The sequence below is a fragment of the Sphingomonas sp. GW821-FHT03E12 genome (assembly GCF_059420685.1).
This window is the reverse complement of record NZ_JBWKUF010000001.1, coordinates 113005-136154: the sequence shown is the minus strand read 5'-3', so window position 1 is coordinate 136154 and position 23150 is coordinate 113005. Positions and strand designations below refer to the sequence as shown.

Here is a 23150-nt window from a genome sequence, read left to right as displayed (position 1 = left end):
CTCCACGATTTTCCGGACCTACCGCCCGAAGCTCTGCGGCGCCGGGGAGACGGTGACGGTGGTCCCGCCGCGGATCTCCTGCACCTCCAGCGCGCGTTCGGCGATGCCGTCGCGGCCGAAGCGGAAGGCGCCGTCGATCCCGCCGAACCCGCCCGCGTCGGTCAGCCGTGCGGTCGGGAAGCGGTCGCCCGGCCGCCAGTCGCGGGCGATGCGCGCGGTCAGCAGCACCGAGTCGTACGCCAGCGTCGACAGGCGGTACGGCGCCGTGCCGAACCGCGCCCGATATTTGGCGGCATAGGTGCGATAATAGGTGTCGGAGACGCTGGCGAACCATGCGCCATTGAGCGCAGTGACTCCGCCGATCGCCGAATCGCTGTTCCACAGTTCGGTGCCCAGAATCCGCGCGCCGGGGCTGGCGCGGCGGATGCCGGGGACCGCGGTGACGGCACCGGTCGCGCCGTCTGCGATCAGCACCGCCTGGAAGGGCGAGCGGGCAAGCTTCGCGATCGCCGCGTTCATCGCAGGCGCGCCGCGGCTATAGGTCTCGAGCGCGGTGACCTTACCGCCTGCACCCTCGACCGCGCGGAGGAACGCGGTCGAAGCGCGCTCGCCATAGAGGCCGGTCGGCATCAGGCCCGCGAACTCGGTGACGCCGCTGCGCCGGGCATGGTCGACCACGCGCTCGATCGACTGGGCGGGCGCATAGCCCATCAGATAGGTGCCGTTGCCCGCGACGCTGGTGTCGTTGGAGAAGCTCAGCACCGGCACGCCCGCGTTCCGCGCGATCGGTGCGACCGCGCGCGCATCTTCGGCGAGCAGGGGCCCAAGGATCAGCTTGTTACCGTCGGCGATCGCGCGCTGCGCGGCGGCGGCGGCACCGGTCGCGGTGTCATAGCTGGTGATGCGGACATCCTCGGCCTTGAGATCGAGGATCGCGAGCTGCGTCGCATTGGCGAGGCTGCGGCCGACCCCGGCATTGCCGCCCGACAGCGGCACCAGCAGCGCGACGCGGTGGCGTGCGGTATCTTCCTCGGGCAGGCCGGGGCGGACCGGGCCGGGCGCGGGGCGGACGGGCGCGGGTTCGGGGCGAGTCGGGGCAGGCGGCGGGCCGGACGGACGGACGCAGGCAGAGACCGCCAACGCCCCAACGATGACGAGTCCCCGGAGCAGCGAGGCGATGCCCCGTTGCGGTTTCACTACTGCCTCTGCCATGACGCTCCCCAATGACACTCGTTCTTGCCCCCGGCCTCTACATCGTCGCGACGCCGATCGGCAATCTCGGCGACCTTTCCCCGCGTGCGGCTGAAATACTCCTGAACGCCGATATTGTTGCAGTCGAAGACTCGCGTGTGACGGCCGGGCTGTTCCGCCACCTCGGCGCGAAGCGTCCGATGACCCCCTATCACGACCATAATGCCGAGGCCGTCCGCCCCGGCCTGGTGGCGCGGATGGCGTCCGAAGCGGTCGCTTTGGTCTCGGACGCCGGCACCCCCTTGATCTCCGATCCGGGCTTCAAGCTGGTCCGCGACGCCCGGGCCGCGGGCCACGCGGTCACCACCATCCCGGGCCCCTGCGCCGGCATCGCGGCGTTGACCCTGGCCGGGCTGCCCACCGACCGCTTCCTGTTCATGGGCTTCCTCCCTTCCAAGCAGCAGGCCCGCGCCGAGACGATCGCCGAAGTCGCGGCGATCCGCGCGACTTTGGTCTTCTACGAATCGGGCCCGCGGCTGTCGGCGGCGCTGTCGGCGCTCGCCGAAGGGCTGGGCGACCGCGAAGCCGCCGTGGCGCGTGAGATCACCAAGAAGTTCGAGGAATGCGTCACCGGCAGCCTCACAGAACTCGCCACGCGCTATGACGATGCCCCGCCCAAGGGCGAGATCGTCATCGTCGTCGCTCCGCCCGGCGAGGCCCCGCCTGCCAGCGCCGAGGATGCCGACGCCGCGCTGGCCGAGGCGTTGACCCGGCTCCCGGTCTCCAAGGCGGCGGGCGAGGTGGCGAAGCGTTTCGGCCTCGACCGCAAGGCGCTCTACGCCCGGGCGATGGAGCTCAAGGCCAGGGAAGAGGGATGAGAGACCGCCGCGCCGCCGAACGATCGGGGCGCGAGGGCGAGACGCGCGCGGCCTGGTATCTGCGGCTGCGCGGCTGGCGCATCCTCGACCGGCGGGTGCGCACCCCGGCCGGCGAGGTCGATCTGGTGGCGAAGCGCGGCAAGCTCGTCGCGTTCGTCGAGGTCAAGGCGCGGAAGACGGAGGCCGAGCTCGACTTCGCGATCGACGAACGCCGCCTCGCCCGGGTCGCTGCGGCAGCCGAATATCTGATGCCGCGTTATGCGACGAACGGCGAGGATATCCGCGTCGATGTCCTGCTGCTCGCCCCCGGTGTGCGCCCGCGCTACATCGAGAATGCCTGGATCGGGTGACAATCGGCCCGCGCATCCCTAACTGCCAGCGAAATCAAAGGAGGAACGCTTGGCTCTCACCGTCGCCGTCCAGATGGACCCGCTCGATGCGATCAACATCGCGGGCGATTCGACCTTTGCGCTGATGCTCTCGGCGCAGGCGCGCGGGCACCGGCTGTTCCACTATTCGCCCGAGGCGCTGAACTATGCCGATGGCCGCGTCTGGACCACTGCGCATCCGGTGACCGTCCAGCGCGTTGCGGGCAATCACTTCAGCTTTGGCGATCCGGTGAAGCTCGACCTCGGCGAGGAGGCGGACGTCATCCTCATGCGCCAGGACCCGCCCTTCGACCTCGGCTATATCACCGCCACCCATCTGCTCGAGCGGATCGCCGACAAGACGCTGGTGGTCAACGATCCTGCAGCCGTGCGCAACGCGCCGGAAAAGGTGTGGGTGCTCGATTTCGCCCGCTTCATGCCGCCGACCTTGGTGACGCGCAGCCTGGACGAGGCGAAGGCGTTCCTCGCAAAGCACGGCGCGATCGTGGTCAAGCCGCTGCACGGCAATGGCGGCAAGGCGATCTTCAAGATCGATTCCGACGGCGCCAACCTCTCCTCGCTGATCGAGGTGTTCAACACCGCCTATCGCGAACCGCACATGATCCAGGCCTTTCTTCCCGATGTGGCGAAGGGCGACAAGCGCATCGTGCTGGTCGATGGCGAGGTCGCGGGCGCGGTCAACCGGGTGCCGGGGGAGGGCGAGATCCGCTCCAACCTCGCGGTCGGCGGCACAGCGGCGAAGACCGAACTGACGCCGAAGGAGCAGGAAATCTGCGCCGCGCTCGGGCCGGAGCTCAAGAAGCGCGGGCTGATCTTCGTCGGCATCGACGTGATCGGCGGCGAATGGCTGACCGAGATCAACGTGACCTCACCCACCGGGATCGTCGCGATCGACCGGTTCAACGGCACCGATACCGCGGGCATGATCTGGGATGCGATCGAGCGGCGCGTGGCTGAACGCGCCTGATCCTTTTCGCAGCCTCGCGGGTTTATCCAAGTCAGTGACCGAGTTCATCCTCAACCTGATCGCCTGGGGCGGCTACATCGGGATCTTCATCCTGATGACGCTTGAGAATGTCTTCCCGCCGATCCCGTCGGAGGTGATCATGGGCTTCGGCGGCATGGCGGTGGCGCGCGGCGATATGGCGATGGCTCCGCTGCTGATCTGGGCCACGATCGGCACCACGTTCGGCAACCTGTTCTGGTACGGTGTCGGACGCTGGATCGGGGTCGAGCGGTTGCGGCCCTTCGTCGACCGTTATGGCCGCTGGTTGACCCTGCGCTGGGAGGATGTCGAGGGCCTTAACCGCTTCTTCCGCCGGCACGGCCTGTGGGTGGTGTTCGTGTTCCGCTTCCTGCCCAATTTCCGCACGATGATCTCGCTGCCCGCCGGGATGGCGAAGATGGGGCTGCCGCGCTTCCTGCTCGCGACCTTCGCCGGCAGCGCGATCTGGAACGCGGTACTGGCCTATGCCGGTCTGTTGCTGGGATCGCGGTTCACGCATCTGCAGGACTATGTCGGCCCGGTCGCGATCGGGACTTCGGTGGTCGTGCTGGCCTATTATCTCTGGCGCGTCGTCACCTGGAAGGAACGGCCCTAGCCCTTGAAGCTGTCCTTCGCGGCGCGGCGCTCGGCAAGCTGCTCGACGCTCCCCGCGCGCATGAACGGGTTGGTCGCGCGCTCAAGCTCGATGGTGGTGGGGACGGTCGGCAGCCCCTGCGCCCGCATTGTGTCCACCTGCACCATCCGCTCCGCCAGGGCCTGATTGTCCGGCTCGGCGACCAGCGCATAGCGGCCGTTCGACTGGGTATATTCATGCGCGCAATAGACGATGGTCTCGCCCGGCAATGCGGCGAGCCGCTGCATGTTCGCGAACATCTGCGCCGCCGTCCCCTCGAACAGCCGCCCGCAGCCCATCGCGAACAGCGTGTCGCCGACAAAGACGGTGGCGTCCTCGGGCAGGTAATAGGCGATATGCCCGGCGGTGTGCGCCGGCACCTCCAGCACGGTCGCGGCATGATCGCCCAGCGTCACCACATCGCCCTCCGCGACCAGCCGGTCCGCGGTCGGGATCTTCGCCGCTTCGGCGGCGGGGGCGATCACGGTGCAGCCGGTCGCTTCCTTGATCGCGGCGTTGCCGCCGGTGTGATCGGGGTGCCAGTGCGTGTTCCAGATCGCATCGATCGTCCACCCGCGAGCTTGCGCCGCGGCCAGCACCGGCTCGGCCTGCGCCGGATCGACGACGATGGTCTGACCCGAGGCATCGTCATGCGCGAGCCAGATGTAATTGTCGCTGAGCGCGGGGATTCGGACGACTTCGATCATGCGCTAGTCCTCTACGGTCAACGCCAGATAGGCAACCATCTCGCGGGCCAGCGTTTCGGTGAGTTCCGTGGCCGGAAGTGTCCGGACGCGCGCCGCATTCGTTCCCGCCCAGAGCGGCGAATAGTCCCCGCGTCCCTCCGCCTCCGCCTTGGCGCGAAGCAGGGTAAGCGCGGCGGAAGCGTAGGGAAATGGCGGCACTGCGGGGTGCTTTGGGTCTAGCTTGCGCATCAACGCGTTGCGGATACCTCGCGCGCGGCGGCCGGACAGCAGAGCGGTGAAGGCGGTATCGCTTCCCGCCTCCGTGCCGAGCAACATGCGATGCGGCCGGGAGATCGAACTTTCCGGGCATGCGAGATAGGCGGTTCCGATTTGGACCCCTGCAGCCCCCACGCGCAGTGCTGCCCCCGCTCCGGTGCCATCGACGATACCGCCCGCGGCAATGACCGGCAGATCCACCACCTCGAGGATCTGTCGAAGCAATGAAGCAAGCCAGATCGGGCGATGACGGTCTAGAAACCAGCCGGCATGCCCGCCGGCCTCCGCCGCCTGCGCGATAATCGCATCGCACCCATGTTCCTGCAACCAGCGCGCCTCTTCCGGGTTGGTCGCGTTGCCGATCACAACAGCGCCGGTGGCCTTCACACGTTCCAGCAGTTGGGCATCCGGCAGGCCGAAATGGAAGCTGACAATCTCGGGACGCATCTCCTCGACCACCCGGCACATCGCCTCGTCGAATGGTGCGCGAAGCGGCGGCGGCGTCTCGGGCGGCCCCACGCCTTCCTTCTCGTAGAATGGCTGCAACGTCGCGCGCCAGGCCGCATCGTCAGGCGCTTCGTCCAGCGTGTGGCAGAAGAAATTGAGGTTGAGCGGCCCTTTGGCCTGCGTCCGCACCTCGGCCACCTGCGCCCGGACCTGATCCGTCGTCAGCATCGCGCACGGCAGCGATCCCACCGCACCACCCCGGATCGCCGCTGCCGCCAGCGCGACCCCGCCCGCGCCCGCCATTGGTGCCTGGATGATCGGCGCCCGCGCGCCGGTCAGCCGGAGGAACTCGCTAACGGGCCATTCCGTCATGATCCCTCCGGCCATTGGCGCTCACCAGTTGCCGGTGTTGGGCATCGACGCCCAGGGTTCGGCGGGGTCGAGATAGCCGTCCTGAAGCAGCTCGACCGAGATGCCGTCGGGCGTGCGCACGAACGCCATATGGCCATCGCGCGGCGGGCGGTTGATCGTGACCCCCGCGTCCATCAGCCGCTGGCAGGTCTCGTAGATATTGCCGACGCGATAGGCGAGATGCCCGAAATTGCGCCCGCCGCTATATTCCTCCGGGGCACTGCCGTCGGCGGGCGGCCAGTTATAGGTCAGCTCCACCTCGGCCTGCGCATGGTCGCCATTCGCCTCGACATCTTCGGGCGCGGCGAGGAAGATCAGCGTGAACCGGCCCGGCTCGCTGTTGACGCGGCGCATCTCCTTGAGGCCGAGCAGCTCGAAGAAGCGGACGGTGGCGTCGGGATCGGCGACGCGGATCATCGTGTGGAGATATTTCATGGGACCCTCTTTCGATTTGCTCCTCAGATAGGTCGCTCACCGCGAGAGTCTATTGCGGCGCGTCGAATTGTTTGAGCGCCGCGCGGGCCGCGTTGCCCTGTTGGGTTTCCGGCGCGAGTTGCGCGGCCCTTTCCCATGCGGCCCGCGCCGCCGTCTCGTCACCGGACAGCGCGGCGATATTGCCTGCCTCGAGCTGGACCGAAGCGTCGTCGCTCGCCCGGGTGACGGCTTCCTTGATATGCCGCTGCGCGAGCGGAAGGTCGCCCGTCCGCCGCGCCAGCGTGGCCGACAGCAGCCACGCCATTGGATCGCCGGGCGCCTTCGCCACCGCCTGGTCGAGATCGCCGCGCGCGTCGCCGATACTGCCCGATGCGACCAGCGCGCGGGCGCGATCGAGATGCGCTTCGCCCAGCTCCAGTCCGGTCAGGTTTCCGGTGGCGAGCGCGGCATCGAGCGCGGCGCGCGCCTTGGCCGGGTTGGCGGCCGCGAGCCAGGCATTGCCGGCCTGCGCCCAATATTTGGACGCGCGGATATCGCGCGCCACTTCGGCCTCGCGCGCCGCGGTCTCGAACGCGGCGCTGGCGCTGGTCCAGCGCCGCTGGGCGGCATAGGCCATGCCGAGGCACTGATAGGCAAGGAAGCCGCCGCCCGCGATCTTCCAGTGCTCGGCCACGGCAACGCCGCGCGCGGGATCGCCGACCGCCAGCTCGACGCAATCCTCCCAGCGTTGCTGCGCCGGCGCGGGCGGGCCGGTCACGGGTGTGGGCGGCGTGGCGATCTGGGCAAGCAGGAAAAGCATCATTGGGTGGCGGCAACGTCCTCAATCGCCTTCAGGATCAAACTAATGTCCTGCGGGCGCGACAAGCGGTGGTCCCCGTCCTTGACCAGGATCGTCTGCACCTCGTCTGAACGCAGCAGGCCGGCGAGCGTCAGGCTGTGCTCCCACGGCACGTCCGGGTCGCGCTGGCCATGGATCAGGCGTGCGGGAACCGGGATCGCGATGGGCGCATCCAGCAACCGGTTCGCTTCACCCGATTCCCAGAAAGCCCGGGTGGTGATGGTCGGCTCGGGCGAATAGATCGACGGCTCGGCCAGACGGCCCTCGGCCTGGATCACCGCCTTTTGCTCGGGTGTGAAACCCCAATCGGTGAAGTCGGGCGCGGCGGCGATCCCGACCATCGCCGCGACCCGCTCCGGCCGGGCAAGGGCGACGAGCAGCATGATCCACCCGCCCATCGACGATCCGACCAGAACGACCGGCCCGGCGGTGGCCGCATCGATCACCGCCAGCGCGTCGTCGCGCCAGCTCGCCAGCGTCTGATCCTCGAACGCGCCGCTGCTTTCTCCGCATCCGGCATAGTCGAAGCGCAGACAGGCGCGGCCGGTCTCGCGCGCCCAGGCGTCGATCGCCACCGCCTTGCTCCCGCTCATGTCGGAGGCGTAGCCGGGCAGGAAGACGGTGGTCGGCCCGCTGCCGGGGACATGGGTGTAGGCGAGGGCATTACCGTTGCGTTCGATGGTCTGCATCGCCGGTGCATAGACTGGCCGAATCCCACGGGATAGGGTCACGTCCATGGACGAACGCCCGCTGCCCCTGTTGTTCGCCGCGCATCTTGCGCGCGACCGGCGGCGCTCGGCGCATACGGTTCGCGCCTATGAGGCGACTGCGGTCCGGCTCGTCGTGTTCCTGGGCGGACATTGGGGCGAGGCGGCGACGCGCGAGGCGCTCGCCCGGGCAAGCGCCGCGGATCTGCGCGCGTTTCTCGCGCACCGGCGCGCCGACGGCCTGTCCAATGCGTCCGCCGCGCGTGAGCTCTCGGCAGTGCGCGCCTTCCTCAAATTTGCGGGTGGCGGGGACGGCACGGACATCCCCCGGCTGCGCGGCCCGCGGGTCAAGAAGGGGCTCCCGCGCCCGGTTTCCCCGGACGAGGCGCTGGCGCTGGCCGAGGAAGTCGCCGACGATGCGCGTGAACCCTGGATTGCCGCGCGCGATCTGGCGGTGCTTCTCCTCCTCTACGGCGCGGGGCTGCGCATCGGTGAGGCGATGGGGCTGACCGGCGCTGTGCTCCCGCTGGGTGAGGCGATGCGCGTGACCGGCAAGCGCGGCAAGACGCGGATCGTCCCGTTGCTCCCGCAGGTGCGCGACGCGGTGGAGGACTATGTCCGCCGTTCGCCCTATGGCACTGCGCCGGGGGAGGCGCTGTTCCGCGGTGCGCGCGGCGGGCCGCTCTCGCCCGCGATCATTCGCCGCTCGGTTCGGGCGGCGCGGACCAGGCTGGGCCTGCCGCCACGTACGACGCCCCATGCGCTGCGCCACAGTTTCGCGACCCATCTTCTCGGGCGTGGCGCCGATCTTCGTGCCTTGCAGGAGCTGCTCGGCCATGCGAGTCTCAGTTCGACGCAGATCTACACCGCGGTCGATGCGGCGCATTTGCTAGACGTCTATCGCAACGCCCATCCCCGGGCGTGAAGATCACCAGGCCGGGGAACCTCATGGCGTCCCGGCCATTGCATTTGTTCGGTTTGTAACAGGAGACCTCGAATGATCCGATATGGCTGCGCGATTGCCGCGCTGGCGTTTGCGACCACCGCGTGCGGCAGCGTGACCACCCCGCCCGCGAACACCGGCGAGCCGGTCAACGCCGCGATGCCGATCGAGAATGAAGGCGAGGCGCTTCCGCTCGACAATGGTTCAGAAGTGGCGGAAACCGCGACCGCAGCGCTGAAGAAGGCCGACGGCACCGCCGCGGGCAGCGCGATCGCCAGCGTGACGCCCGAGGGGCTCAGCGTCTCGGTTTCGGTCACGGGCATCAGCCCCGGCCAGCACGGCGTGCACGTCCACATGACCGGGAAGTGCGAAGGCCCGGCCTTTGCCAGTGCGGGCGGTCACTGGAACCCGGGCAATGCCAAGCATGGCCTCGAGGCGCCCGACGGCGCCCATGCCGGCGACATGCCGAACCTGACCGTTGCCGACGACGGCACCGGCACGCTCACCTTCGTCCTCAAGTCGGGCACGCTCGCGCAGCTGCTGGACGCCGATGGCTCGGCCTTTGTGGTGCATGCGGGGCCGGACGATCAGAAGACCGATCCGTCGGGCAATAGCGGCGATCGCGTCGCCTGCGGCGTCTTCGCGGCGAATTAAGCCCGTTTGCTACGAGCCGGTCAGCGGATAGCGCGCGACCGGCTCGTAGCTCGCGCCGCCGTGGCCGAGGCGGCTTTCGTAGAGAAGCATCGCATCGATCGCGAAGGGCTCGCTGGCGAGTGCGGCATGCTCGGCAAGCCAGCGATCGACCGGCCCGGCCGATCCCGACATCCGTGCCAGCGTGATATGGGGCAGGTAGGCGCGCCGTTCGGGCTCCAGCCCCGCGCGCACGATCGCAGCATCGACTTTGCGGTGAAGTGCGGCGAGCGGCTCGCGCGGCGAGACTCCGGCCCAGACCGCATTGGGCCTCCCGCGGCTGTCGTCGAACACGCCGCATCCGTCGAGCCGCAATTCGACTGGAGCATGGTGCACCGATCCCAGTGCGGTCGCGATATCCTCGGCTGCGTGCGGCTCCACCTCGCCGATGTAGCGCAATGTCAGATGAAGCTGGCCGTCGTCCTGCCAGCGCGCGCCGGGCACGCCGCCCATCAGGCCGAGCAGGCGCTCGCGGATCGCCTTTGGTGGGCGCAGCGCAACGAACAGGCGGTGCATAGGGCCGTCTTAACCCTTTCCATCAGGGCGCGCGATGCCGGTTTTCCTTGAAAACAGAGCGCCAAACCATGATATTCGGTCACATCCGGCGAGATGCGCCGGGCAAAGGAGTTTGAGATGGCTAATTGGTCTGACCCCCACACGACCGCCGCGCCGTACGCGACGGCCGCAGGTACGCGGGATGCTGCGTACGATGCGGGGCTGCGGTCCTACATGCTTTCGGTCTACAACTATATGGCGTCGGGCGTGCTGCTCAGCGGCGTCGTTGCCCTGCTCTTCGCATGGGGCGGCGAGACCTCGATGGCCTATTCGGTGTTCGCCAATGGCGGCCCGCTCGCTTGGCTGATCATCCTCTCGCCGCTCGCCATCGTGTTCGCGATGAGCTTCGGCCAGAACAAGATGTCCACCGGCACGCTGCAGGCGCTGTTCTGGGGCTTCGCGGTCCTGATGGGCCTGTCGCTCTCGACGCTGCTGCTGCGCTACACCGGCGCCTCGGTCGCGCAGGCCTTCTTCGCGACGGCGGCGGGCTTCGCTGGCCTCAGCCTCTATGGCTACACCACGAAGCGGGATCTGTCGGGTCTCGGCAGCTTCCTGACCGTCGGCCTGATCGGCCTGATCGTGGCGAGCATCATCAACATCTTCACCAAGTCGGACACGATGTCGCTGATCATCAGCTACGCGGGCGTGCTGATCTTCGCGGGCCTCACCGCCTATGACACGCAGCGTATCAAGAGCATGTACGCCTATGTCGCGGGCACCGACATGGTGGGCAAGGTTGTGATCATGAGCGCGCTGTCGCTCTATCTCGACTTCATCAACATGTTCCAGTTCCTGCTCAGCATCATCGGCAGCTCGCGCGACTGATCGCTTCGGATGGAATGAAGATCGAGGCCCGGCCAGCAATGGCCGGGCCTTTTTCGTTGTAGGAACCGCACAGGAACCCCGGTTTCCGCCCGCGCGTTCTTGATGCCGACAGACAGGAGTTGGATCATGAACGACGATGCCGACCGGAAGCCCGTGAAACCCGGCGACGCCGGCACCGACGCCTCGATTGAGGAGCGGCTGGAGAAGAACCCCGAAAGCAAACAGGCGCGGCTCGACCGCGCGCTCGACGAATCGATGGACGCGTCGGATCCGCCCGCAACGACGCAACCGGTGCATTCGCACGAGCCGCCGCCTTCGTCGGGCTATGACGAGGCGAAGGAGCGCAAGCTGGCCGAGCAGCGCCGCCGGAAGGCGGAGGCCGAATAGGCTCTAGGGCTGGAGGAGGTCGAGTGCCGCGGCGGTCATTGCTTCCGCCGCGGTGCCGATCACCTTCTCCGCATCCGGCGCCCATTTGGAGCTGTGGAGCGAAGGCAGACCCTTGCCCCCCGACGCCTTCGCCGCATCCCATTTGTCCTGCGGCACGCCGCCGACCCAGTAGATCACGCTCTGGATCGACGGATCGGCGATGTGGTAGCGGCCGAAATCCTCGCCCGCCATCGTCGGTGCGATGTCGCTCACCCGATCCTTGCCGAAGCGCGCGGTGAACAGCGTCTTGAGCTGGCCCGCAAACGGATCGGTGCTGACCGTCGGCGGCGTGAAATTCTCGCGGATCGTGACGACCGGCATCCGCTCCTCTGGCACGCCCGCGGCGATCGCCTCGCCCTTGGTGATCCGCGCGATGCCGTCGAGCAGCTGCTTGCGCACTTCGGGCGTATAGGCGCGCACGGTGAGCAGCAGCAGCGCCTGCTCGGGAATGATGTTGTGCCGCGTCCCGCCCTGGAAACTGCCCACCGTCACTACCGCCGAATCGAGCGGATCGACCTCGCGGCTCACCAGCGTCTGCAGCGCGCCGACGATGCGCGCGCCCAGCACGATCGGATCCTTGGTCGTCGCGGGATAGGCGCCGTGCCCGCCCACGCCCTTCACCACGATGTCGACCGAATCGACGCTGGCAAAGGTCGGGCCGGAGCGGATGCCGATCGTTCCTGCGGGCAGTGCCGCACTGTTGTGGAACGCGATGGCGTGGCTCGGCTTGCCGAAGCGCGCATAGAGCCCGTCATTGAGCATCGCGATTGCGCCCGCGCTGTTCTCCTCCGCGGGCTGGGCGACCATCACCAGCGTGCCCTTCCACTTGTCCTTCATCGCGGCGAGGTTGCGCAGCGTGCCGACCCAGGCGGTCATGTGCGTGTCGTGCGCGCAGGCATGCATGATGCCGGTGTCGACACCTTCCGGCGTCTTGCCGCGCACCTTGGACGCGAAGGGCAGGCCGGTTTCCTCGGTCACCGGAAGCCCGTCCATATCGGCGCGGATCAGGATCGTCGGCCCGTCGCCATTCTTCATCACCGCAACCACACCGGTGCCGCCGACCTTCTCGGTCACGGTGAAGCCGGCCTTGCGCGCCTCGGCCGCCATCCGTGCGGCAGTCTTGACCTCATGCTGGCTGAGCTCGGGCGCGGCGTGCAGCTCCTTGTAGAGCGTCATCAGCGACGGCAGCTCCTTGACGGTGGCATCGCGGACGGGATCGGCGGCAGCGGGAAGGGCGAAGGCGAGGCTGCTCGCCGCGGCAATGAGGAGGTGCTTCATGGGATCCTAGCCTAAGGGGGCGCAACAGCGGCGCAATGTCCAATCGCGGGTAAGAGCGTCGTTCAGGCGGGGACCAGCTCGATCACGTCGATCTGCGATTCGAACGCCGGCCAGGGCAGCACCAGCCGCCAGCGATCAGCGCCGACGCGCTCGATATAGCCCGCCATGTCGCGCTTCCTGTCCTGCCCATAGCTGAGCGGGATGGTCTCGTCGCCCAGCTCGAGCGCGCCGAGGAAGATCACGCGCGTATCGCTCTCGGCGTAGATCTTGCCCATCGGGCGCTGCGTCCCGTCCAGCTTGGCGAAGCTCGGCAGATCGCCCTGGCCGACGCGGCAGCTGAACCAGGGAAAGGCGGTGAAGCTGCGCATGTCCGGGCGCTGACCGCCGAGCTTGAAGGTGCGGCACTTATAGTCGCCCGGCGGCGGCATCGCACGGTCCAGCGCCCGGTCCGGATCGAACAGCGGTCCCTGTTCGGCGACCGCCGCTGCGTCGGCCTTGCGGGCCTCGGGCAATGCCGCAACCCATGCCTTGCGCCAGTTGCGCAGCCGTTCGCGGTCCTGATCGGTGGTGATCATCCGCCAGCGCGTCTCGGGTGCTTCCTTGACGAGCTGGAGGTTGCCGTCCTTGGTACAGGCAGCCAGAAGAATGGGGGCGATCAGGGCTGCGGCGGCGATACGCATCTCAGGCCGCCGTCCAGCCGCCGTCCATCGTGTAGTTCGCGCCGGTGATCGCGCTCGCCTCATCGCGGCAGAGGAAGACCAGCAGCGCGGCGATCTGCTCGGGCTGGACGAACTTCTTGGTCGGCTGCGCGGCGAGCAGGACGTCGTTCATCACCTGCTCGCGCGTCATGTTCCGCGCCTTCATCGTGTCGGGGATCTGGTTCTCGACCAGAGGCGTCCAGACATAGCCGGGCGAGATGCAGTTCACCGTGATCCCATCGGTCGCGGTTTCCAGCGCGATCGTCTTGGTCAGGCCCGCAATGCCGTGTTTGGCGGCGACATAGGCCGATTTGTTGGGGCTCGCGACCAGGCTGTGCGCGGAGGCGGTGTTGATGATCCGGCCCCATTGCGCGGCCTTCATGTGCGGCACAGCGGCGCGCATCATGTGCCAGGCGCTGGACAGGTTGATTGCGATGATCGCGTCCCATTTCTCGGGCGGGAAATCCTCGATCGCCGCGACATGCTGGATGCCGGCATTGTTGACGATGATGTCGGGCCCGCCCAGCTCGGCATGGCAGCGCTCGACCATCGCATAGATCGCGTCGGGCTTGGACATGTCCGCGCCGTCGTACAGCGCCTTCGCCCCGCTCAGTGCCTCAAGGCCGGTGCGCTCGGTCTCGATCGCAGCGGCGTCGCCGAAGCCGTTGATCATCACGCTCGCGCCCTCGGCGGCGAGTGCTTTGGCGATGGCAAGGCCGATGCCCGAGGTCGAGCCGGTGATGATGGCGGATTTGCCGGAAAGGAACATGGGATACTCCTAGCTTCGCTTGGGCGTCAGATCGAACGCGGCGGTGCGCCCGTCAATGATGTTGCTGGCGACGAGGCGCGCATTCGCCATCGTCTCCTTGACCGAGAGGCGGCCCGATTCCCAATGCTCGCGCATCGACCGCGCGGAGAATTCGAAGTCGCGGCTGCCGCCTTCCCAGGCATTGGCACGGAAAATGAGGTGGACCAGGCTCACCGGCTTCTCGTCCGCCGCCTCGCGCAACGCCACGACATCGGGGTCGTTGTGCAGCTCGGGCGGCAGCTTCGCCAGTACCTTGCGAATCGCCTCGCGCTCCTGCCGCAGCCGCATCCGTTCGGCGGAAACCTGGCGCGTTCGGCTCGAGAAGCGGATTTCCTTCTCGCGCGCCATCACGTCGGTGATCGTGCGCGGCATCACCGCGACGGACGAGAAGAGGTCGACCTGGAAGACCAGCATCGGGCAGGTCTGGTGATCGAGCACATGGGTCAGCGGCGTGTTGGAGACGAGCCCGCCGTCCCAGTAATATTTGCCGTCGATCTCCACCGGGGGAAGCCCCGGCGGCAGCGCGCCCGACGCCATGATGTGCCGCGCGTCGATCCGCTCCTGCGTCGTGTCGAAATAGCGGAAATTGCCGCTCTCGATCTCGACCGCACCGACCGACAGGCGCACCGCGCCGCTGTTGAGCAGATCCCAGTCGATCAGCGAATCGAGCGTCGCCGCCAGCGGTTCGCTGTCATAGAAGCTCAGCGCGTCGCAACTGCCCGGTGGCGAGAAGAGCGGCGGGATCCAATGCGGGCGGAAAAATCCGGGCACGCCCTGCGCCAGCACCATCGCTGCGGACCATTCGTGCACCGCTTCGCGAATCTCGTCCTGCGGGAAGATCGGGAAGCTCGGCAGCGCGCTTGTCACCTTCTCCCAGAAGGCGGTGAGCCGTTCGACCCGGCGCTCGGGCGGGTTGCCCGCGACGATGGCGGCGTTGACCGCGCCGATCGAGATGCCCGCGACCCAGTCGATCTCGATCTCGGCCTCGGCCAGTTCCTCGATCACCCCGGCCTGATAGCTGCCCAGCGCGCCGCCGCCCTGAAGCACCAGCGCCACGCAATCGGGCAGGGGGAGCGGGCGCTCGCCCTTCGATCTGCGTCCGGCTCTGCTTGGTTCGGCATCGGCCATAGCGCAGGTCATGCCGCGCTGCAGCGCGAAGGGCAATGCGCGAATGGATGCATAATGCGCAAATCGGCGTGCAACGTGCGGCAAGCTGGGGCATTGTCGCGTGCAGGAAACAACAGGGGTGCCCGCCATGCGGCTCGACGATCTCGATCCCAGCGAAAATGTCCGCGACCTGGGACAGGGCGGCGGCGGGGGCGGCTTTGGCGGGGGCGGGGGCAATATCCTGCTCGGCCTGCTGCCGATGCTGCTCGGGAGCAGGCTGGGCTGCGGCACCATCGCGCTGATCGGTATCGGCGTGGCGCTGTTCATGGCGGTCGGCGGCGGTGGCGGCCTGCTCACCGAAGGCGTTGCCCCGACCGGTCCGGGCCAGCAGCAACAGGCGGGCCAGAACAAGCCGTGCGACACGCCTGAGGAACTCCAAGCGTGCCGGGTGATGCGCAGCACCGAGCAGACCTGGGCCCCGCTCTTCGCTGCCGAGGGCGCGCGCTACCAGCCGCCGGTGCTGAGCTTCTACCAGCGCGGTGTGCAGTCGGGCTGCGGCAATGCCTCGTCCGCGGCGGGGCCGTTCTACTGCCCGGCGGATCAGGGCGTGTATCTCGACACCAGCTTCTTCCGCGAGCTCGCGACCCGTTTCGGCGCGGCGGGTGATTTCGCCCAGAACTACGTGATCGCACATGAGGTGGGGCACCATATCCAGAACATCACCGGGACGATGGAAAAGGTGCGGGCGGCGCAGGCGCGGATGAACCGCGCGCAGGGCAATGCCATGTCGGTGCGCGTCGAGCTGCAGGCCGATTGCTATGCCGGCGTCTGGGCCGCGCGGAACAAGGACCGGCTCGAGGCGGGCGATATCGAGGAAGGGATGCGCGCCGCCAATGCGATCGGCGACGATACGCTCCAGCGTCAGGCGCAGGGCACGGTGGTGCCGGAAAGCTTCACCCATGGTACTTCGGCGCAGCGCATGGAATGGCTGCGGCGCGGGCTGGCAAGCACCGACACCAACTGGCTGCAGCAATGCGACACGTTCAGCGGCGCGATCTGATGCGGCATCGATCGTCATGAGTGTCGCGTTTCGCCGGGAGAGCGACGAGGAGCACAAGGAACCCCGTTTCGAGCTGCCGATCCCCGCCGGCCCCAATCTGGTGACCGCGCGCGGTCTGGCGCTGATCGACGCGCGCGTTGCCGAACTGGAGGCGGCAATCGCGGTCGCGGCCGAGGATGAGGCGCGCGCGGTGCTGCGCCGTGATCTGCGCTACTGGCATACGCGCCAGACCACAGCCGAACTGGCGCCGGTGCCGGGTATGGATACCGTCGCGATCGGGTCACGCGTGCGCTTCCGCCTGAACGGGCGTGAGCGGCAGATCGACATCGTCGGCGCGGACGAGGCCGATCCGGCGTCGGACCGCATCGCCTTCCAGGCGCCGCTCGCGGCCGCGATGCTGGGGGCGGAGCCGGACGAGCGTGTCGATTTCAACGGCCGCGCTGAGGCGATCGCGGTGATCTCCACCCAGGCGATCCCGGGGGACGGCTAAGCATGTTCGGCTGGCAGCGCCGGCCCAAACCGGTGGCGCTGGTTCCCTTTGCGGAGACCCCGCCCCGCCTCTTCAACACGATCCTCTGCGACGGGGTGACCGCGCACAATCTGCCGTCGTTCGCCGCACTACGGGTCCTGCATGCCCGCCTGCAGGCCGAACGGCCCGACCAGCGCGTGCTGGCCTCGCTCGATGATCTGGGGCAGGCTGCCTACACGTCTGGCCATGGCACGGAAGCGCATCGGCTCGATGATGTCGTGGCGGATGATTCCGCGGATAACCTTCCTCCGCATCCCGGATATCTCAGTACGCCGGCGGATTTCCCCATCCGTCTCGCCAATCTGTTGCGCGAGCCGGTCGAGCTTGAAGCCGTCCGTGATCTGCTCCTCTGGGAGACGTCTGGCGACGCCAATGACGCGATCACGATCAACCGTGATCCCGATGCGGTTCTGCGCATCGCGCAGGAACGGGAAGTGATCTTCCAGTTCGTCCCGGTCGCATCTGCTGCGGACGCAATTGCGGCCTTCCCCAACGGCTATTTCGACGGTGACCTGAGCCCGTTCCAGAACCATGCGCTGGCCCGGCATCTGGAGGCCGAATATGGTCTCGACCTGTTCGGGATCGGCTCGCGCTTCCTGGCATTCCGGCGCGAATTGCCGCTGTCCGAAGAAGAGGCGCAGCGCCTCGCTGCGGCGCTGTGCGGCCTCTATGCGGACACGCCGCAAGCCGCGCCCGGGGAGTTTGCGGAGCTGCTCACGGGCCGTGACTGGCTGCTGCTCCGCTACACGGAAAGCTGAGCGGCACGCTGGCCGCGACGAGCGCCGCAAAAAGCGCACAAGGGCCGTTGCATCGGCGCAGGAGTGAAGCTAGAGCGGCCGCCTTCCGGCAATGCCGGGGTGGAGCGGGGCTGTAGCTCAGATGGGAGAGCGCTGCAATCGCACTGCAGAGGTCAGGGGTTCGATTCCCCTCAGCTCCACCATTCAAGCAAAAAATGCGTTGAATATCAGCCCCTAACGGGGGCTGTGCGGATCGGTCCCCCATACTCGTCCCTCAGAGCCTTAGGCTGTTTTGGGATAGATCGAGACTCGGCGATCCATGCCGCGACCTAGCAGCCGACATTCCAATTTCGGCGCGAGCGCGAATTCCGAGCACGTCGTCGTCAGAATGATCGTGGAAGGGGCTTCATTGATAGAGCCGGCCTTCAGCGGCTTTCTAGATCGTCCACGCTGTAGAACATCGGGTTGCGTAGCCAGGCGCTGACTCGCTGACTCGCGCCAGCCTGCGCAGCGTGTGCTGATCTGAACGTTCCGTGGGAAGGTGCCGTTCTCCATCTTCCGATACATGGTCGAACGGCAGAAGCGATCGTGGCGTATGAGGAACGTGGGCACATCTACGCAGCCGATACGCGCGATCAGGCGAGAGGCGAGCTGATCGAGTGTTGGGATCGAGATTGCCGCGCCTCGCCGCGCGCCACCCGAATCATCCTGACTCATACCAACGACGAGGTTCGTGCGCTCAATATCGCGGCACGCGAACGGCTGCGTTCAGGCGGGGAGCGAGGCGAGGATGTTACGGTTCGGACCGAGCGCGGCGAGCGGGCGTTCGCGGCCGGTGACCACGTGATGTTCCTGCGCAACGAGCGCAGTCTGGGCGTGAAGAACGGCACGCTCGGGCTTGATCGCCATGCCGCTTATGTCGCGCTGTCGCGGCATCGCCGCCGCGCAACCCGTTCGCTGGCTTGAAGCTTGGACCTGCACCTGCAGCCGCGCCACTGGCGACTTCGCTCGACAAGGCCGTCGAACGCTACGCCCGAGCCGCCGCGGACATCCTGCGCATGCGCGGTCGCGGCATGGAGGAGCTTCCGCACCAGCGTGCCGCGTTCGCCCAGGCGGGCAGGGAGCTCGACGCGATCCGGCCGGATGCGACGCGCGATCTGCGCAGCGCATTCAATGCGGATCACGGGCTCATCGATCAGGCGGCGAACGGCAAGACCGCAGCCGCCATCCGCGCGATCGCGTTGGAAGCCGAGCTGCGGATCGACGGTGCCCGGCGTGCGGATCAGTTCGTCGCCGGCTGGCAGCACAATGTGCGCTGTCTCCATGCTCATGAGCGCAGCGGCGACTATGATGCTGGCGGCCGGGTCAGGAGCAATCTCACCGACATGGCAAAAAGCCTACACCGCGATCCTCAGCTCGAGTCGCTGCTGCGAAATCGGGTGCAGGACCTTGGAATCGGCAAGGTCAGCGGGGCCTCACTTTCTCATGAGCTCCTGAATAGTCCCGGCCTCTCGCGCGGGCGTGGATTGAGCCGTTAGGCTCGCCCAATGACCGACGAAACCATCCAAACCGCCCCTGCAGATAATCCCGCCATTGCGTTCGAGGAGCTGCGTAGAGCTGTCAGTCTCATACGCGCTGCGATCGAGGGTCTGACCGCCGCGCGCGAGCGCATCCCCGACTATAGCGATACGCTCAGCGAGATGCTCGCGGTCCAGAAGAATGCCGACGAACGCCTCAGCCGGATCGAGCGCAGCCCCGCCATCAGCCTGTCGCCACCGGCGATGGCCGCCGAGATCGTCAAGGCTAGTGAGGCTGCGCGCGGGGCAGACCAAAAGCAGATACATGAAGTTCGTGACGAGATGCTTCGAGCCATTGGTCGGATCGGCACGATGGTCGATCACGGCCGGGCTGCGTACCAACAGCGCCGCTTGCTCATATCCACCGGTGTCGGTGCCGCGGCGGGAGTGATGCTGTTGATGACTATTCTGCCGGGCGCCATTGCCAGATCCCTTCCGGCGAGCTGGCATGTACCGGAATGGATGGCTGCCCGGACGATCGGGCTTGATCAACGTGAGGCCGGAGAGAGGATGATCTCGACCGCGCGCCGAGAGTCGGCCTCCCACGGCAGGTAAGCACCCCTATAGCCGTCGTTAAGTCGGTATGCATGTGACCCCGAAAGCCGCCGTTCGTTCATCGTGGGCCGGACGGGATGGTATTCCGGAAGACCTGGCAACATTCTAGGGCCATGATCGAGCGATCTAGCCGGCCAAGCGACGATTGCATAAAGGTCACGCCATGCGGATCGCGATCATCGACACAAGTTCTACCCGCGCCGCGATCATCTCCGACGGATTGCGTGAGGCCGGGCTTGATGATCTCGTCGTCATCGATCCGATGGGCGCGCTCGTCGTTCAGATCGAAGCGGCGCGACCCGAGGTGGTGCTGATCAATCTTGAAAACCCCAGCCGCGACGTGCTCGAGGACTTCTTCGCCATGTCCCGCGCGCTCGCGCGCCCGATCGCGATGTTCGTCGACCAGAGCGATGCCGAGGCGACCGGTGCCGCCATCGACGCCGGCGTTTCGGCCTATGTCGTCGACGGGCTGTCCAAGCAACGGATCAAGCCGGTGCTCGACCTTGCAGTGCGCCGGTTCCAGGCCTTTTCCCGCCTCCAGCGTGAACTCGACGACGCGAGGAACGCGCTTGCCGAACGCGCGAGTATCGATCGCGCCAAGGCGATCCTGATGAAGCGCCGCAGGATCGACGAGCCCGCCGCCTATGCGCTGCTGCGCGGCCAGGCGATGCGGACCAACCGCCGGATCGTCGAGATCGCCGAGGCGATTGTCACCAGCGAAACGCTGATGGGAGACCTGCCGTGACCCGTGAGATTCTCCGCATCGGCTTCCTGCCCCTTGTCGATGCGGCGCTTCCGATTCTCGCGCACGAACTGGGCTTTGCCGAGGCTGAAGGCCTGTCGCTTGAACTGACTCGCGACATGACCTGGGCGACGGTGCGCGACCGGCTGCTCTATGGCCATACCGACGCGGCCCATATGGTGGCGCCGCTGGCGATCTCGACGGCATTGGGGCGCGACCGGCCGGCGGTACCGATGGCAGTACCGTTCGTGCTCGGACTCAACGGCAACGCGATCACCTTCTCGACCGCGCTCGCCGGGGCGGTCGGCCTGGGTGACACACTGGGCGATCCGGTCGCGGTCGGCGCCGCGCTCAAACAGGTGGCACAGGCGCGCGCGGCCCGGGGCCGGCGGCTGCGCTTCGGCGTGGTCCATCGCTATTCAAGCCACAACTATATGCTGCGCTACTGGCTCGCCGGGGTCGGGATCCGCCCCGATGCGGATGTCGAGATCACCGTCACGAGCCCGCCCTTTGCCGCCGATGCGCTGGCGGCGGGCGAAGTGGACGGGATCTGCGTCGGCGAGCCGTGGAATTCGATCGCGGTCGATCGCGGCGTCGGCCGCATCGCGCTCGCCACCGCGCAGATCTGGCGGCGCGGTGTGGAGAAGGTGCTGGCGCTGCGCGGCGAGATTGCAGACGAGCGGCGCGACGCGGTGCTGCGGCTGATCCGCGCACTCCACGCTGCCGCGGCGCATTTCGTGCGCTCCGACACCGCCGAGCAGAGCGCGGCCATCCTCGCCCGTTCCGCTTATCTCGACGCCTCTCACGATGCGATCCTGCGCGCGATCACCGATCGTATCCGTCTCGTCCCCGAAGGACCGCCGGTTCATTATCCGGACTTCATGTTCCAGTATCGCGAGGCCGCCAACTTCCCCTGGCGCAGCCAGGCGGCGTGGCTCTATTCGCAGATGGCGCGGTGGGACGTCGTTCCCTATTCCGATGCCGACGCTGCGACGGCTGCGGGCGTGTTTCGTCCCGATCTGTATCGCGAGGCGCTGGCCGGTTCGGGCGCGCCGCTCCCCGGTGCCAGCTCCAAGCTGGAAGGCGGCCTGCACGAGCCGATCGGCGCCGGCTCGGTGCAGGGGCGCCTTGTTCTTGGTGCCGACCGGTTCTTCGACGGCCGCGCCTTCGACCCGGAAGACATTCCGGGTTATCTCGCGGTGCTGCCATGACGCGGCGCACCTAAAAATATTGCAGTTGCGAAGAAAGCGCTTGCCGCGGCCCGGCGAATCAGGCAGCTTTCCCTCACTCGGCAAGGACGCCGGGGCAGAATTACGCGGTTAGGCTTCCAACGGGGGGAGCCGGATCGCGACGGGCCGGGGCGCAAGCCCCATCAACCGAAAACAGGCAACGAAGCCGCCGGAACGCGCCGTCAAGGGCCGCCGTTCCGGCGGCTTTTTTCTTGTCCATCGCACGCATGGGGACACGAAGATGGCAACCACATTCATGGGCGCGAATGCGCCGTCCAAGTCGAATTTCTGGACCAGTGGGCACAAGCCCACGCTAATGGCGGCGTTCCTCTATTTCGACCTCGCCTTCATGGTCTGGGTCATCCTCGGACCGCTCGCGCCCGAGATCGCCAAGACGCTCGCGCTCACCCCTGCTCAGAAGGGGTTGATGGTCGCGGTGCCGACGCTCGCCGGAGCGCTGCTGCGCGTCGTCAACGGCCTGCTGGTCGATCGCGTCGGGCCCAAGCGTTCGGGTACGATCAGCCAGATCATCGTGATCGCCGGCCTGTTCACGGCCTGGATGGCAGGGGTCACCAGCTTTGCCGGTACGCTCGCGCTCGGCGTGATCCTCGGCTTCGCCGGGGCCAGCTTCGCGATCGCGCTACCGCTCGCCAGCCGCTGGTATCCGCCCGAGCATCAGGGCAAGGCAATGGGCCTCGCCGGCATGGGCAATTCGGGCACGGTGCTCGCCGCGCTGTTCGCTCCGGTGCTCGCCAAGCTGTTCGGATGGAACGCGGTGCTGGGTCTCGCCTGCATCCCGCTCACGCTCGTCCTGATCGTCTATGTCGTGATGGCGAAGGACGCACCGAACCGCCCGCCCGCCAAGTCGCTCAAGGATTATTTCCAGCCGCTCAAGGCCGCCGACAGCTGGTGGCTGATGGGCTTCTACGCCGTCACGTTCGGCGGGTTTGTCGGCCTCGCCGCCAGCCTGCCGATCTACTTCACCGACCGCTTCGGCCTCACCACCATCCAGGCGGGTTACGCGACCGCGGCCTGCGTCTTCGCCGGATCGCTGATCCGTCCGCTCGGCGGCGCGCTCGCCGATGCGATCGGCGGGGTCAAGGCGCTGACCGCGGTCTTCATCCTCGCCGCCTTCGCGCTGGTCGGCGTCAGCATGGCCGTGAATTTCGCCACCGCGCTCACGCTCTTCGTCCTCGCGATGCTGGTGCTCGGCACCGGTAACGGTGCGGTGTTCCAGCTCGTGCCCCAGCGCTTCTCGGCGGAGATCGGCGTGATGACCGGCCTGGTCGGCATGGCGGGCGGCGTCGGCGGCTTCTACCTCGCCTCCTCGCTCGGCCTCGCCAAGCAGTTCACGGGCAGCTTCGCCGGCGGCTTCCTGATCTTCGCGGTGCTCGCGGTGGCCGCGCTGATCGGGCTGATGTTGGTCAAGGGCAAGTGGCGCGCGACCTGGGCCGCCGCCGAAGGCGTGCGGATCTGATGCGCGCGGCGTTCATTCTTTGCGGGCCAATGGTCCT

The 23150-nt window shown here is 67.4% G+C and carries 28 protein-coding genes, 1 tRNA gene and 1 pseudogene; 18 read left to right on the top strand and 12 right to left on the bottom strand.

Going from position 1 to position 23150, the window contains the following annotated elements; translation table 11 throughout:
- Positions 1–18: 18 nt before the first annotated feature.
- Complete coding sequence (locus AC07TU_RS00555) at positions 19–1212, bottom strand: penicillin-binding protein activator (RefSeq protein ID WP_495185968.1); 1194 nt, start codon at positions 1210–1212, stop codon at positions 19–21.
- Positions 1213–1223: 11 nt separating this feature from the next.
- Between AC07TU_RS00555 and rsmI the strand changes: the two genes are divergently transcribed.
- The 4 genes from rsmI to AC07TU_RS00535 are packed head-to-tail and all read left to right on the top strand — an operon-like array spanning position 1224 to position 4059.
- Complete coding sequence (gene rsmI / locus AC07TU_RS00550) at positions 1224–2069, top strand: 16S rRNA (cytidine(1402)-2'-O)-methyltransferase (RefSeq protein WP_495185967.1); 846 nt, start codon at positions 1224–1226, stop codon at positions 2067–2069.
- The gene (locus AC07TU_RS00545; protein ID WP_495185966.1) at positions 2066–2419 is read left to right on the top strand and encodes a YraN family protein; all 354 of its coding nucleotides are present in this window, start codon (positions 2066–2068) and stop codon (positions 2417–2419) included. The genes rsmI and AC07TU_RS00545 overlap by 4 nt, the downstream gene beginning before the upstream one ends.
- Positions 2420–2468: 49 nt before the next feature.
- Positions 2469–3425 (top strand): glutathione synthase, encoded by a 957-nt coding sequence (gene gshB / locus AC07TU_RS00540; RefSeq protein ID WP_495185965.1) that lies wholly within the window; start codon positions 2469–2471, stop codon positions 3423–3425.
- A gap of 34 nt (positions 3426–3459) precedes the next feature.
- The gene (locus AC07TU_RS00535) at positions 3460–4059 is read left to right on the top strand and encodes a DedA family protein (RefSeq protein WP_495185964.1); all 600 of its coding nucleotides are present in this window, start codon (positions 3460–3462) and stop codon (positions 4057–4059) included.
- Here the strand turns inward: AC07TU_RS00535 and gloB are convergent.
- Genes gloB through AC07TU_RS00510 form a run of 5 tightly spaced genes read right to left on the bottom strand, consistent with a single transcriptional unit; the run spans position 4056 to position 7859 of the window.
- Positions 4056–4784, bottom strand: a complete 729-nt coding sequence (gene gloB / locus AC07TU_RS00530) for a hydroxyacylglutathione hydrolase (RefSeq protein ID WP_495185963.1) — start codon at positions 4782–4784, stop codon at positions 4056–4058. The two genes, AC07TU_RS00535 and gloB, sit on opposite strands and share 4 nt — an antisense overlap.
- A 3-nt stretch (positions 4785–4787) precedes the next feature.
- Positions 4788–5858 (bottom strand): NAD(P)H-dependent flavin oxidoreductase, encoded by a 1071-nt coding sequence (locus AC07TU_RS00525; protein WP_495185962.1) that lies wholly within the window; start codon positions 5856–5858, stop codon positions 4788–4790.
- Between the two features lie 21 nt (positions 5859–5879).
- Positions 5880–6332, bottom strand: coding sequence for a VOC family protein (locus AC07TU_RS00520; RefSeq protein WP_495185961.1), 453 nt, complete (start codon positions 6330–6332; stop codon positions 5880–5882).
- 49 nt (positions 6333–6381) lie between these two features.
- The gene (locus AC07TU_RS00515; protein ID WP_495185960.1) at positions 6382–7134 is read right to left on the bottom strand and encodes a tetratricopeptide repeat protein; all 753 of its coding nucleotides are present in this window, start codon (positions 7132–7134) and stop codon (positions 6382–6384) included.
- Positions 7131–7859: an alpha/beta fold hydrolase gene (locus tag AC07TU_RS00510; RefSeq protein WP_495185959.1), complete on the bottom strand. Its 729-nt coding sequence runs from the start codon at positions 7857–7859 to the stop codon at positions 7131–7133. The genes AC07TU_RS00515 and AC07TU_RS00510 overlap by 4 nt, the downstream gene beginning before the upstream one ends.
- Positions 7860–7905: 46 nt before the next feature.
- On the opposite strand from AC07TU_RS00510, the gene AC07TU_RS00505 reads away from it, so the two are divergent.
- Complete coding sequence (locus tag AC07TU_RS00505; RefSeq protein WP_495185958.1) at positions 7906–8802, top strand: tyrosine recombinase XerC; 897 nt, start codon at positions 7906–7908, stop codon at positions 8800–8802.
- 72 nt (positions 8803–8874) lie between these two features.
- Positions 8875–9474: a superoxide dismutase family protein gene (locus tag AC07TU_RS00500; RefSeq protein WP_495185957.1), complete on the top strand. Its 600-nt coding sequence runs from the start codon at positions 8875–8877 to the stop codon at positions 9472–9474.
- 9 nt (positions 9475–9483) lie between these two features.
- On the opposite strand, the gene thpR is transcribed toward AC07TU_RS00500, so the two are convergent.
- Positions 9484–10026 (bottom strand): RNA 2',3'-cyclic phosphodiesterase, encoded by a 543-nt coding sequence (gene thpR / locus AC07TU_RS00495; protein ID WP_495185956.1) that lies wholly within the window; start codon positions 10024–10026, stop codon positions 9484–9486.
- Positions 10027–10143: 117 nt separating this feature from the next.
- Here thpR and AC07TU_RS00490 point away from each other — a divergent pair, with 117 nt between their 5' ends.
- Complete coding sequence (locus tag AC07TU_RS00490; RefSeq protein WP_495185955.1) at positions 10144–10890, top strand: Bax inhibitor-1/YccA family protein; 747 nt, start codon at positions 10144–10146, stop codon at positions 10888–10890.
- Positions 10891–11016: 126 nt separating this feature from the next.
- Positions 11017–11277: a hypothetical protein gene (locus AC07TU_RS00485; protein ID WP_495185954.1), complete on the top strand. Its 261-nt coding sequence runs from the start codon at positions 11017–11019 to the stop codon at positions 11275–11277.
- A gap of 3 nt (positions 11278–11280) precedes the next feature.
- On the opposite strand, the gene AC07TU_RS00480 is transcribed toward AC07TU_RS00485, so the two are convergent.
- The 4 genes from AC07TU_RS00480 to AC07TU_RS00465 all read right to left on the bottom strand — a co-directional run bounded on the left by AC07TU_RS00480 (position 11281) and on the right by AC07TU_RS00465 (position 15228).
- Positions 11281–12594 carry an amidohydrolase gene (locus AC07TU_RS00480; protein WP_495185953.1) on the bottom strand — a complete coding sequence of 438 codons (1314 nt, stop codon included), beginning with the start codon at positions 12592–12594 and terminating at the stop codon, positions 11281–11283.
- A gap of 62 nt (positions 12595–12656) precedes the next feature.
- The gene (locus AC07TU_RS00475; RefSeq protein ID WP_495185952.1) at positions 12657–13274 is read right to left on the bottom strand and encodes a DUF4893 domain-containing protein; all 618 of its coding nucleotides are present in this window, start codon (positions 13272–13274) and stop codon (positions 12657–12659) included.
- 1 nt (position 13275) lies between these two features.
- Positions 13276–14061, bottom strand: coding sequence for a 3-hydroxybutyrate dehydrogenase (locus AC07TU_RS00470; RefSeq protein ID WP_495185951.1), 786 nt, complete (start codon positions 14059–14061; stop codon positions 13276–13278).
- Positions 14062–14070: 9 nt separating this feature from the next.
- Positions 14071–15228: a patatin-like phospholipase family protein gene (locus AC07TU_RS00465; protein WP_495185950.1), complete on the bottom strand. Its 1158-nt coding sequence runs from the start codon at positions 15226–15228 to the stop codon at positions 14071–14073.
- 127 nt (positions 15229–15355) lie between these two features.
- Here AC07TU_RS00465 and ypfJ point away from each other — a divergent pair, with 127 nt between their 5' ends.
- The 4 genes from ypfJ to AC07TU_RS00445 all read left to right on the top strand — a co-directional run bounded on the left by ypfJ (position 15356) and on the right by AC07TU_RS00445 (position 17736).
- Entirely contained in the window at positions 15356–16267 is a 912-nt protein-coding gene (gene ypfJ, locus AC07TU_RS00460) for a KPN_02809 family neutral zinc metallopeptidase (protein WP_495185949.1), read from the top strand.
- A gap of 16 nt (positions 16268–16283) precedes the next feature.
- Complete coding sequence (locus AC07TU_RS00455) at positions 16284–16757, top strand: GreA/GreB family elongation factor (RefSeq protein WP_495185948.1); 474 nt, start codon at positions 16284–16286, stop codon at positions 16755–16757.
- A 2-nt stretch (positions 16758–16759) separates the two neighbouring features.
- On the top strand, positions 16760–17554 hold the full coding sequence (locus tag AC07TU_RS00450; protein ID WP_495185947.1) for a hypothetical protein: 795 nt from the start codon (positions 16760–16762) through the stop codon (positions 17552–17554).
- A gap of 106 nt (positions 17555–17660) precedes the next feature.
- A tRNA-Ala gene (locus tag AC07TU_RS00445) sits at positions 17661–17736 on the top strand.
- 222 nt (positions 17737–17958) lie between these two features.
- Here the strand turns inward: AC07TU_RS00445 and AC07TU_RS00440 are convergent.
- Positions 17959–18169: pseudogene (locus tag AC07TU_RS00440) on the bottom strand (helix-turn-helix transcriptional regulator).
- Between AC07TU_RS00440 and AC07TU_RS00435 the strand changes: the two are divergent.
- From AC07TU_RS00435 to AC07TU_RS00410, 6 genes are all read left to right on the top strand, one after another.
- Positions 18122–18499: a hypothetical protein gene (locus tag AC07TU_RS00435; protein WP_495186896.1), complete on the top strand. Its 378-nt coding sequence runs from the start codon at positions 18122–18124 to the stop codon at positions 18497–18499. The pseudogene AC07TU_RS00440 and the gene AC07TU_RS00435 sit on opposite strands and share 48 nt — an antisense overlap.
- On the top strand, positions 18496–19071 hold the full coding sequence (locus AC07TU_RS00430) for a hypothetical protein (protein ID WP_495185946.1): 576 nt from the start codon (positions 18496–18498) through the stop codon (positions 19069–19071). The genes AC07TU_RS00435 and AC07TU_RS00430 overlap by 4 nt, the downstream gene beginning before the upstream one ends.
- Positions 19072–19080: 9 nt before the next feature.
- Positions 19081–19665 carry a DUF6118 family protein gene (locus AC07TU_RS00425; protein WP_495185945.1) on the top strand — a complete coding sequence of 195 codons (585 nt, stop codon included), beginning with the start codon at positions 19081–19083 and terminating at the stop codon, positions 19663–19665.
- Between the two features lie 163 nt (positions 19666–19828).
- The gene (locus tag AC07TU_RS00420; protein WP_495185944.1) at positions 19829–20410 is read left to right on the top strand and encodes an ANTAR domain-containing response regulator; all 582 of its coding nucleotides are present in this window, start codon (positions 19829–19831) and stop codon (positions 20408–20410) included.
- Complete coding sequence (locus tag AC07TU_RS00415; RefSeq protein ID WP_495185943.1) at positions 20407–21618, top strand: CmpA/NrtA family ABC transporter substrate-binding protein; 1212 nt, start codon at positions 20407–20409, stop codon at positions 21616–21618. The genes AC07TU_RS00420 and AC07TU_RS00415 overlap by 4 nt, the downstream gene beginning before the upstream one ends.
- Before the next feature lie 259 nt (positions 21619–21877).
- On the top strand, positions 21878–23113 hold the full coding sequence (locus tag AC07TU_RS00410; RefSeq protein ID WP_495185942.1) for a nitrate/nitrite transporter: 1236 nt from the start codon (positions 21878–21880) through the stop codon (positions 23111–23113).
- The last annotated feature ends 37 nt before the right edge of the window (positions 23114–23150 follow it).

Coding starts and splice junctions, on each gene's coding strand:
- AC07TU_RS00480 (WP_495185953.1), bottom strand. CDS start 12,594: ATGAAGCACCTCCTCATTGCCGCGGCGAGCAGCCTCGCCTTCGCCCTT.
- AC07TU_RS00420 (WP_495185944.1), top strand. CDS start 19,829: ATGCGGATCGCGATCATCGACACAAGTTCTACCCGCGCCGCGATCATC.
- AC07TU_RS00490 (WP_495185955.1), top strand. CDS start 10,144: ATGGCTAATTGGTCTGACCCCCACACGACCGCCGCGCCGTACGCGACG.
- AC07TU_RS00525 (WP_495185962.1), bottom strand. CDS start 5,858: ATGACGGAATGGCCCGTTAGCGAGTTCCTCCGGCTGACCGGCGCGCGG.
- AC07TU_RS00425 (WP_495185945.1), top strand. CDS start 19,081: ATGACCGACGAAACCATCCAAACCGCCCCTGCAGATAATCCCGCCATT.
- AC07TU_RS00465 (WP_495185950.1), bottom strand. CDS start 15,228: ATGGCCGATGCCGAACCAAGCAGAGCCGGACGCAGATCGAAGGGCGAG.
- ypfJ (WP_495185949.1), top strand. CDS start 15,356: ATGCGGCTCGACGATCTCGATCCCAGCGAAAATGTCCGCGACCTGGGA.
- AC07TU_RS00515 (WP_495185960.1), bottom strand. CDS start 7,134: ATGATGCTTTTCCTGCTTGCCCAGATCGCCACGCCGCCCACACCCGTG.
- gloB (WP_495185963.1), bottom strand. CDS start 4,784: ATGATCGAAGTCGTCCGAATCCCCGCGCTCAGCGACAATTACATCTGG.
- AC07TU_RS00475 (WP_495185952.1), bottom strand. CDS start 13,274: ATGCGTATCGCCGCCGCAGCCCTGATCGCCCCCATTCTTCTGGCTGCC.
- thpR (WP_495185956.1), bottom strand. CDS start 10,026: ATGCACCGCCTGTTCGTTGCGCTGCGCCCACCAAAGGCGATCCGCGAG.
- AC07TU_RS00455 (WP_495185948.1), top strand. CDS start 16,284: ATGAGTGTCGCGTTTCGCCGGGAGAGCGACGAGGAGCACAAGGAACCC.
- AC07TU_RS00545 (WP_495185966.1), top strand. CDS start 2,066: ATGAGAGACCGCCGCGCCGCCGAACGATCGGGGCGCGAGGGCGAGACG.
- AC07TU_RS00500 (WP_495185957.1), top strand. CDS start 8,875: ATGATCCGATATGGCTGCGCGATTGCCGCGCTGGCGTTTGCGACCACC.
- AC07TU_RS00450 (WP_495185947.1), top strand. CDS start 16,760: ATGTTCGGCTGGCAGCGCCGGCCCAAACCGGTGGCGCTGGTTCCCTTT.
- AC07TU_RS00520 (WP_495185961.1), bottom strand. CDS start 6,332: ATGAAATATCTCCACACGATGATCCGCGTCGCCGATCCCGACGCCACC.
- AC07TU_RS00555 (WP_495185968.1), bottom strand. CDS start 1,212: ATGGCAGAGGCAGTAGTGAAACCGCAACGGGGCATCGCCTCGCTGCTC.
- AC07TU_RS00470 (WP_495185951.1), bottom strand. CDS start 14,061: ATGTTCCTTTCCGGCAAATCCGCCATCATCACCGGCTCGACCTCGGGC.
- AC07TU_RS00510 (WP_495185959.1), bottom strand. CDS start 7,859: ATGCAGACCATCGAACGCAACGGTAATGCCCTCGCCTACACCCATGTC.
- AC07TU_RS00410 (WP_495185942.1), top strand. CDS start 21,878: ATGGCAACCACATTCATGGGCGCGAATGCGCCGTCCAAGTCGAATTTC.
- AC07TU_RS00505 (WP_495185958.1), top strand. CDS start 7,906: ATGGACGAACGCCCGCTGCCCCTGTTGTTCGCCGCGCATCTTGCGCGC.
- AC07TU_RS00485 (WP_495185954.1), top strand. CDS start 11,017: ATGAACGACGATGCCGACCGGAAGCCCGTGAAACCCGGCGACGCCGGC.
- rsmI (WP_495185967.1), top strand. CDS start 1,224: ATGACACTCGTTCTTGCCCCCGGCCTCTACATCGTCGCGACGCCGATC.